This is a genomic window from Actinomadura darangshiensis, from assembly GCF_004349235.1.
GTDB classification, from domain to species: Bacteria; Actinomycetota; Actinomycetes; order Streptosporangiales; family Streptosporangiaceae; genus Spirillospora; species Spirillospora darangshiensis.
In genome coordinates this window covers 1-6,359 of the sequence record NZ_SMKY01000411.1, presented here as the reverse complement: position 1 = coordinate 6,359, position 6,359 = coordinate 1, and the positions used below count along the sequence as shown (strand labels likewise).

General features: G+C 63.1%; 7 protein-coding genes and 1 tRNA gene. 4 read left to right on the top strand and 4 right to left on the bottom strand.

Annotated features, from left to right (window positions below):
- From E1293_RS43120 to E1293_RS43105, 4 genes are all read left to right on the top strand, one after another.
- On the top strand, positions 1–338 hold a 338-nt coding region (locus E1293_RS43120), incomplete at its 5' end, for a hypothetical protein (protein WP_207939449.1).
- A gap of 46 nt (positions 339–384) precedes the next feature.
- Complete coding sequence (locus tag E1293_RS43115; RefSeq protein ID WP_132205319.1) at positions 385–603, top strand: hypothetical protein; 219 nt, start codon at positions 385–387, stop codon at positions 601–603.
- Between the two features lie 993 nt (positions 604–1,596).
- Entirely contained in the window at positions 1,597–2,058 is a 462-nt protein-coding gene (locus E1293_RS43110) for a hypothetical protein (protein ID WP_132205317.1), read from the top strand.
- 959 nt (positions 2,059–3,017) lie between these two features.
- Positions 3,018–3,224, top strand: a complete 207-nt coding sequence (locus E1293_RS43105) for a site-specific integrase (protein WP_132205315.1) — start codon at positions 3,018–3,020, stop codon at positions 3,222–3,224.
- A gap of 139 nt (positions 3,225–3,363) precedes the next feature.
- Here the strand turns inward: E1293_RS43105 and E1293_RS48215 are convergent.
- From E1293_RS48215 to E1293_RS48210, 4 genes are all read right to left on the bottom strand, one after another.
- Positions 3,364–3,438: transfer RNA gene (locus tag E1293_RS48215), tRNA-Tyr, on the bottom strand.
- Positions 3,439–4,057: 619 nt separating this feature from the next.
- Positions 4,058–5,002, bottom strand: coding sequence for a PD-(D/E)XK nuclease domain-containing protein (locus tag E1293_RS43100; protein WP_132205313.1), 945 nt, complete (start codon positions 5,000–5,002; stop codon positions 4,058–4,060).
- Between the two features lie 39 nt (positions 5,003–5,041).
- A complete protein-coding gene (locus E1293_RS43095; RefSeq protein ID WP_132205311.1) occupies positions 5,042–5,839 on the bottom strand; it encodes an inositol monophosphatase family protein in 798 nt (265 codons plus the stop codon).
- Positions 5,836–6,359, bottom strand: a 524-nt coding sequence (locus E1293_RS48210) for a DUF5919 domain-containing protein (RefSeq protein WP_207939448.1), incomplete at its 5' end; no start/stop codon positions are given. The genes E1293_RS43095 and E1293_RS48210, both read right to left, overlap by 4 nt.

Below are 6,359 nucleotides of genomic sequence, written 5' to 3'. Positions count from 1 at the left end.
GCCTAGGCCCCCGCATGTGGAAGCATCCCCACATGGTCAAGGTGACATTGGACGCAGATGCCGACCCGCTCCCAACGCTGACGCTGCAATCTGAAACATGGGAACTGCACATCCGAGCCACCCTCGCGAACCTTTCCCGCCTAAACGGCATCCGCGAAGCAAGCTGGGAGGAGCGAAAGTCCCTGCAGATAGGCAACTGCGCAGGCTCCCCAGTCTTCTGGACGATCGCACCAGACGACCAGGCAACCCTGCTAATAGGCCAGGACGACGAAACCTGGGACATCGGCCTGCTAATTCCCCTAACAACAATAGACAAAATCGTCACCCTCAGCCACTAACCTTGCACCTGTTACACCCGACCGGACAGCGCCTGGAGGGCAAACCATGGCGAACATCGAGGTCAAGAAGTGGAACTCCGACCACTACACGGCGAAGGCAGAGGTCAGCCGGGCAGGCTGGTGTGCTCAAGGAGGCCGCGAAGTGTGCGACAAGGGCGCGGAATTCACGATCATCTATCCAACCGGCGAGGCGATCGCCACGTGCCCGACCCACCTGATCACCTACGTCCGTATCAGACTCAAGGGCGACGAAAATCAGCCGTGATCGCGCGTATCGCGATCGCTGTCGGCGCGATGTTTGCGTTCGTGGGCTTGTTCACGATGCCTCTACCGGACCTGTAGCCGCCTTACCCAGCGCCGTGGTGCTGGTCGTCCATGCCAGAGCCGAGCGCAACAACGGCACGTAGTGAGGGAGAGGCGGCGGCGCGTGTCCCGTGACCGCCGTCAGCCGGGCAACAAAGGCCCGGCGAAGTGTGGTGCGCAGCCGTCCGGGCCGCCGGTCGGTGACCAGCATCCACGCCGCACGCGCCAACCGCCAGAGCCGGCCGGGACGGCGACGCAAGCGCCGCGGCCCTTTGACGGGCGCGTAGTGATGGTTCTCGTGCGACGCACGAAGTCCCACGAGCAAGATCCACACTCGTCCAGCCCGTCCAGAACCGCCGTTAGCAAGGCCACACGTTTCTCGATGCCGACCACCGGCACCCCCACCTCGCCACGGCCCGCGCTGAGGTACGCCACGTAAGCCGCTGTGCCCCCTGGCGCGAACCGATCTCAGCCGTCACAGCGGCTGACATGGCCTCCGCTCGTACCGCCAGTGACCGTGTGTTCATCGCTGCTGTAGGCGGTGTTTCTGTGGCCACGGAGCCGCAACTTCCGTTGTCGGTCGGGACGGCGGCGGCGGCGGTCGCCGCGGTCCTGGTCGTTCTGGTTCGGTAGCCGGCCGCCCTAAGAGTTCGGCACTGAGGAGATCACGGCCCTTGGCCACCAACGCGCATGAGGCGCGGACGCCTCGTATCTGGCCTAGAACCTGACCGTGCGGCCCGTGGCAGAGGGTTCATGCTGTGCCATCGGCCGCCTTGGGTGCCGGTCAGCGACGGTGTGGCACAGTCACCGGCCGTCACCACCAACTACAACAACCGTCCGATATGATCACAATCTGGACGTTTCGGTCGATGACATGGGTGAACTGCCAACCTGTTCCGGCTCGGCGCATCGGTGCGGGGAAGTTCCGACCGGGCGTGACCACGGGGAGAGCATCATGTTCGTAAAGACTGGCCAGCACCTGGTTGGTGCGCTAGTCGCCTGCTCGGCGTTCGTCGTGCAGGGCGTCATCATCTACGCCGGTCTGCTCGCGTGCGCAGTCGTCGCTGATGCGGACACCGGCGGTCCACTGGCCGGGCCTTTCCTGCTGCTGCTTTCCGGTGTGGTGGGCGTCGTCTTGGTGCCGCTGCTGTTCTTGCCGGCCAGCGTTATCGGAGAGGTGGCCGCGAAGAGGGGACGTCTGTTCACCAAGGGGCTCGTCGCCACCGCCGTTGCCGGAGCCCTGGCCATGGTCTACGTGTTTCTTGCCGCGGTGGCCACCGGTGTGGGCATTGCGCACTCCCTGCTGGCGAGCCTGATCGGGGTGCTCACAGTGCTCGTTCCCACGGTGCTGTGCGTTAGCGTCTCCCACGGTGTACTGAAGCTCATGCCGAGCACGCAGAGGAATGCCCACGGCTAGGGACATCAAAAGACCCGGAACCGAGACTGGTTCCGGGTCTCGCCTTTGCGCTGTTCAGAGAGGTGGCAGGGACGAACCGCCGACCTTCCGCTGAGGTTCCCCCCGTAGCGCGGAAAGCTTAATGTTGCCCGCGTTTCACGGGCAGGGGTATTGAGAGAGGTAAGGTTCGGCGATCTTCTGAAGGAGATCGTTCTGGTGCCCAGGCCTTACTCGCCAGAGTTTCACCGGCGTGCCCTGAATCTGTTGGAATCGGGACGATCGGTGCGGGACGTGGCAGCGTCCCTGGGCATCGCGGAGTCCCGCCCACCGCTGGATACGGCGGGACCCGATCGACCGTGGCCTGAAGTCACCCAGTCCCGCAGAGGCCGAGTCCGTTGCCCTGGGCCAGGCCCAAGTACGGATCACCGAGCTAGAGAACGAGGTCAAGATCCTGCGGAGGGGCGCCGCGGGCGGTCGAGCAGGTGGTGCCTCCAGAAGCCCGCTTCGCACTCGTGGCCGAGCTGGCGGTTGAGGGCGTTCCGGTCAAGCAGGCCTGTCTCGCCCTCGGCGACGTCGAGGGGACCGAGCTTTCGTTGATCCGTACGGGGATGTCGCTAGCGAGGAGACGCCGGCGACGGACCAGGCAGTTGGCCTCTCCGGTCGGCACGCCGGGGGCCTCGGCGACGTCCGCAAGCGGCTCGGCGTGTTCGGTGGTGATCTCGTGCTTGGGCTCCAGGCCAAGGGCGCGGACCTCGGCGTCGAACGCGCCCCGCGCGCCCTGGTTCTGGCGCGCCGCAGAAGATCGCCTGGCCGTCCCAACCTCGCCGGAACTCGTCCGGTTGCTGCGTCGCCACCTGGACGAGCACGGGACGGCGCCGGACGGTCGCCTGTTCTCTGGTGGGCGTGGTGGGCCGCTCTCGGAGAGCGTCTACGGGCGCGTCTGGCAGACAGCCCGAGACAAGGCGTTCACGCCCACACAGGTGGCCTCTCCGCTCGCCGGGCGGCCGTACGACCTCCGCCACAGCGGCGTCACGCTCGCCCTGAACGCCGGCGTCCCGGCGCCCGAGGTCGCGCGCCGCGCTGGGCACGGCGTTGACGTGCTGCTACGGGTCTACGCCGGGTGCATCGACGGCCATGAGCAGATGTGGAATGGCCGTATCGAGGACGCTCTCAAGGACAACGACTAGGGAGGTCATAGCCCGCACAGTCTGTCCCGTGACTGTCCCGTGAACACCCGGCAATTGCCGGGAACGGTCGGGATCTACTGGGACCCAACGAGAACGGCCCCTGACAGCGTTGTAGCTGGTCAGGGGCCGTTTTACGTGGTGGTGGCGGGTCCAGGATTCGAACCTGGGTAGGCTAAGCCGACGGATTTACAGCCCGCCATGGATTCACCCGGCCAACGCTCGCTGACCTGCGGCAAAGCACCCCTTCCGCCCCTCTGGGTCACGCACGATTCCGCGTATTTTCCGGATCTTGGAATCCGCGCGGCCGGACGTCGACGGCGGACGCCCGCCACCACTCTTTCCGCCTGAGCTTCCCGTCTGCCGTCGTCCCGCGCTCCGCGCTGCCGGGCCAGGGCCAGGGGGCCAAGGTGGAGCGCCCCACTGGACGAACGACCTTGGCCCCCTGGCCCTGGTCTGGTAGATCTCCGATCGGGACGACGGCAGACGGGAAGCTCAGGCATCCCCCAACCACCAACGACAGTCACGGGCTCGGAGTGAGCTTCCCAGAGTCAGAGGCCCCCGCCGGAGGCGATTGAGCCTCAACGGGTGCGAGGACTTGGCGGCGGCGCGGCCCCCGCGGTGACCGGTCGGGGCGGGGCCGGCGGACGTGGCGCGATGCGCGGCCCGGCGCGGCCGTCCGGTGACCGGCGCCCACGCCGCATGCTCCGGGCGGCCTGGCGCGGGGCCGCGCAGCGGCCTGAGCGCCGCCGCCCCTTGATCTAAAACAGCCCAATTCGGCAAGCAGCAGTGTCCTGGGACCAAAACCTCAAGTGGCACGGCTAGAGAAGTGCGAGTCAGCCTATAAAGATCTCGACGGAGAACTCGTGGTCTCGTTTCCGGCGAATGCCATTGAGATCGGAGGCAAAGTTTTCCGGATCGCTGATGTATTGATTGGGGTCATGAATGTAGACGAATAGATGTCGGCAATCTTGGTGATTGTGATAACTTTCGAAATCGATCTTTAGTTCGTCTGCAAGTTTTTTAGAGTGACCAGAGCTTCGTACATATTTACATTCGATCATTACCCCGAGATGCCGGATCGCCAAGTCTATTCTTTTGGCACTTCCTGCGCTTTTGGGAGTCCACTCCTCTCTGATGACTTCGGGATGCAATCCTCGCAGTACTATCTCTATCAGATCTTGCACGTCATATTCGTTTTCTATCAAGAAAGGTGGACGCTTGTTGGAGCGGCGATGGAGTTTTCTAATTGAAGTGGGGATAGATCTAAGGGTTTTTAGTACGATTTCACTCTGATTTACTTCATTTCCCAAGAATGGAATTCTCTCATACCTGTCATCGGGCATGCCGCATAGCAGGTCCTCAAGTTCCGGTCCGATGAAACTTGCGAAGCAGCCCCGCATATCTGCTGCCAGTTCAGGATCTTCTTTGGCCAAGAATTCATCGTACTCAAGGAGCCTATTTCGATATTTTGGCGAAAACAGTCTCTTTATCGCCTCAGTGTGACCAAGGCCTCTATCGAGGAGTCTGACATATTCTTGTTGGACAATGCTAGCCTCAACATACTCGAATATTTCCGATGGAGACAGCTTTACTCGAAACCTACTGCCATTCCTGGCTATGTTGCCCTCTTCGTCGAGATCATTATCGTCGACATAGATGGCTCCTTCCTTTTCTAAAGTGCGCAGATCTTGAGCTGCACCCGGGAGAATATTTTCAAAGGTTCGCCCGAACGCCTCGATGGTGACCAGAGTTCCCGGGCCGAGATTATTTATGTTCATAATTCTTTCAGCGCCTTGGATGCCATCCCGATCGGACGGTCATGATGTCGATCGACTCAGCAGGAAGGATAGTTGGTCAATGACACTCGTCGTCGCCGCAACAGTTGATCCCGAAGACATAGTGTGAGAAACCCCCTCATAATCGACCACGGCTGCACCTGCTTCACGGGCGATTACCACGCCGGCGGCCATGTCCCAGGGTTTGTTGGACAGTGTGATGCTGGCGTCTAGTTTGCCTTCGGCGACCCACGCTAGATCGATGGCCACTGAGCCGAACATGCGGATTCGTTGGACGTTGGCGGCTAGGCGTTCGGTGAGGGCGATGCGTTGGCGGTTCTTGGCTTCGGCTCCCTCGCCTACGGCGTAGTCGCCGATGGCGACGATGGCGTCTTTGAGGTCGGTGGTCATGCTGGCCTGGATGCGGCGGTCTGCGAGGTAGGCGCCGGTGTGTTGGGCTGCGTGGTAGCGGTTGCCCAGGAACGGCAGGTCGATGACGCCTACTACGGGGTGGCCTCGTTCGATGAGGCCGATGGAGATCCCGCACAGTGGCATGCCCCGGACGAAGTTGGCCGTGCCGTCTACCGGGTCAATCGCCCACATGAGTTCGCCGGTGGTGTCTCCACTGATGCCCTCTTCTTCGCCGAGGACGGGGATGCCGGGGGTTCGGTCTTTTAGGTGGTCACGGACGGCGCGTTCTACGGCGTAGTCGACTTCGCTGGCCATGTCGCGGTCGCCCTTGGCGGTGAGCAGGCCGGGAACGCGGGTGCGCACTAGGTCGCTGGCTATCTCCGCTGCCTGGAGGGCGACGGGCAGTAGTGCTGCTGGTGCGTCGGTCATACGGTGCGGCCTCGTTCCCATAGCGCGTTGAAGATCTCTTCGAACGTCTCATACAGTCCGGCACCGGTCGCGGTGCGCTCGGCGAGGAAGGTGGGCGAGTCGACTCCGCGGGCGTTCGGTAGGTAGGGCTGCATCACGCAGAGCTGGTTGTTCAGGAGCGTGATGTTGAACCGGATCGTCTCGTCGTAGACGGCGACCGACAGGCGGTCTTGGGCCTCGGGCGATAGGCGTTTGCGGAGGCGGGTCAGGACCTCGATGTTCAGGCGGGTGAGGGTGGTGAGGTGGTTGTCGCTGTAGCCCTCTTCGTGTTCGCGGGCTCGGATGGCTTCGCCTTCGGGGTCTAGCAACAGGGCGTGCAGGGTGGCGCCGTCCTCGATGAGGCGGAACAGGCGGGTGTCGGGGTACTGCTGGCACAGCATGTTGAGGGAGAGGCCGGCGGCCCGGATGCTGCTCGCGCCGTCGAGTAGGGCGTGTGGCGGGTGGGCGAATGAGAACTCGGCGCGGGTGGGGAAGACGGCGG

Excerpts from the sequence above, each read along its gene's own strand:
- E1293_RS43100 (WP_132205313.1), bottom strand. The coding sequence starts at position 5,002 with ATGAACATAAATAATCTCGGCCCGGGAACTCTGGTCACCATCGAGGCG.
- E1293_RS43110 (WP_132205317.1), top strand. The coding sequence starts at position 1,597 with ATGTTCGTAAAGACTGGCCAGCACCTGGTTGGTGCGCTAGTCGCCTGC.
- E1293_RS43095 (WP_132205311.1), bottom strand. The coding sequence starts at position 5,839 with ATGACCGACGCACCAGCAGCACTACTGCCCGTCGCCCTCCAGGCAGCG.
- E1293_RS43115 (WP_132205319.1), top strand. The coding sequence starts at position 385 with ATGGCGAACATCGAGGTCAAGAAGTGGAACTCCGACCACTACACGGCG.